The following is a 2,063-nucleotide window of genomic DNA, read 5'->3' as shown; positions in this document are numbered from 1 at the left end:
CTAATGGACTTTGAGTTTGATACCCCGTCCTATCTGACCTCGAAAACCAGGGATGACCTGGGTTCGTTTTTCGAGCGGTTAAGCAGTGCCCTGGCCCGCGTCGATGATCGATACGATATCGTTATCATCGACACCCCACCGTCCCTTGGATACTCGACACTCGCTGCTCTTTATGCAGCCACGTCCTTAATCATTACCGTTCACCCGGCGATGCTCGACGTTGCATCGTGCAATCAGTTCCTGATCATGATCTCCGATCTATCGGAGGTGCTGGGGCAGTTTGGAGCTAAATTTGAGCATGACTTTTTCCGCTTCCTGCTCACGCGCGTGAACCCGAATGACGGGCCGCAGAAGTACATGTCCGGAGTCATGCGCCGATTGTTTGGTGATGATGTACTCGTTGCGGAGGCGCTCGAATCGACGGCAATCGCCGGTGCAGCGGTAGCGAAGAAGACCCTATACGAGCTTGAGTCGGGTGAGGTCGGTCGTGAGGCGTTGAAGCGCGCAATTGAGAGCGCTGACCGAGTTAACTCCGAGATCCTCGACCTCGTTCACAAAGTTTGGGGACGTAGCACATGAAGAAAAGCATCCTTCAGCGAATGGCGGCCGCCGAAACCCGGACGGAATCTCCTGTGTCGTCGGACGCATCCGAGAAGCCCTCGCTGGCGCGGCGGCACTCTTCACCTGTCATTTCCAATGTGGGTCGGGCACTGACACAGCTCACAGAAGATAGTGTCATTTCACTCGATCCTGACCGTATCGACCGCTCCCCCTATAGAGATCGCTTTGGCAACGACGAGGACGCGGCCAAAGAGCTCGAGGCGCTTAAGATTTCAATCGCAAGTGAAGGCCAAAAAATTCCGGTTCTTGTTCGGCCGCATCCGACGAAAGCGGATCATTACCAGCTTGCATACGGTTACCGTCGATGGGCAGCGATCAAGGCCATAATGGCAGAATCGGATCGCCCGGAGACCATAAAGATTCGAGCCTATGTTCGAGAGCTTTCCGATCGGCAGTTGATTGAAGAGCAATCGCTCGAGAATGGTGTTCGGGAAAACCTGACCTGGATTGAGCAGGCGATGTGGGCCGTACAGCTGAAAAGTGCTGGCCTTTCCCATCGCGCCATGTGCCCAATCTTGGGAGCTTCAGAAGCGGCAATATCGCATCTTTTTCGAGTGACGGAGGCGGTACCCGAAGACATCATTCTTGCGATCGGAAGAGCAAAGGGAGTTGGTCGACCGAAATGGACCGCATTTGCCGAGTTGCTGAAAGATCCGAGCAGCGCGGCACGTGTTCGTAAAATAATCGACACTGTCGAGTTTCGAGGCGCTGACAGCTCCAGCCGTATTGCCCAAGCGATACGAGCTGCAAGTTCGGCGGCCGACAAAGTGACTACGGAGCCAGCTGAAGAGATTGTTGACTTCGCCGTAGGTGACCGAGTTTTTGGCCGCATGAAGAGTAATTCGGCTGGAACTACGGTCTCAATCCCGAAGCAGGAACGCGCTTTCGCGCGCTGGCTCGCGGACCGAATGCCTGATCTTCTAAGCGAATACAACAATCGTTCAGATCCAACTCACAAAGAGGTGTGAATCGCAGACACTCGTTAATTGGTCAAGAGGAGAGACCGCGACAAAAGAAAAAGGCCCCCAAAACGTTTCCGTCATGGAAGCCTCTCTCAATTCCTAGCAAGATCGAGAATCGCATTTCCATGAATCCCAGTCAAGAGTCTTTGGCATCGTTTTGGTGAGCGGATTTCTTTTGCCTGAAGAAAGGTGAAGGAATATGCAGACGGGAAATGTGACGACGCCCTTTGGGCGGCGGCCGGCTGTGCTTGCTCTTGTAAAGAGGCAGCTCCAGACGTCCGAGACGAAACCAAGCCGCCAGGTCGAAAAATGGAAAGTGTTTCGCGACGCTTGTGAGGCCCGTGAACGCCTTGGCCTCCAGGACAGGGCGCTGACTGTGCTGGACGCATTGCTGACGTTTTATCCAGAGAGCGAGCTCAACTGCGATAGTGGATTGGTGGTCTTTCCATCCAATGCTCAGCTGTCTGTCAGAGCGCACGG

General features: G+C 54.2%; 3 protein-coding genes. All 3 read left to right on the top strand.

The annotated features are described in order from the left end of the window. Positions 1 to 579, top strand: a 579-nt coding sequence (locus A0129_RS15620) for an AAA family ATPase (RefSeq protein WP_291716309.1), incomplete at its 5' end; no start/stop codon positions are given. Beyond that, positions 576 to 1,589 (top strand): plasmid partitioning protein RepB, encoded by a 1,014-nt coding sequence (gene repB / locus A0129_RS15615; protein WP_291716308.1) that lies wholly within the window; start codon positions 576 to 578, stop codon positions 1,587 to 1,589. The genes A0129_RS15620 and repB, both read left to right, overlap by 4 nt. A 193-nt stretch (positions 1,590 to 1,782) precedes the next feature. Then, on the top strand, positions 1,783 to 2,063 hold a 281-nt coding region (locus A0129_RS15890; RefSeq protein WP_367190010.1), incomplete at its 3' end, for a helix-turn-helix domain-containing protein.

It is taken from the genome of Limnobacter sp. CACIAM 66H1 (assembly GCF_001601825.1).
GTDB lineage: Bacteria > Pseudomonadota > Gammaproteobacteria > Burkholderiales > Burkholderiaceae_B > Limnobacter.
The sequence above is the reverse complement of the archived record's forward strand: the minus strand, read 5'-3'. Positions and strand labels throughout refer to the sequence as shown.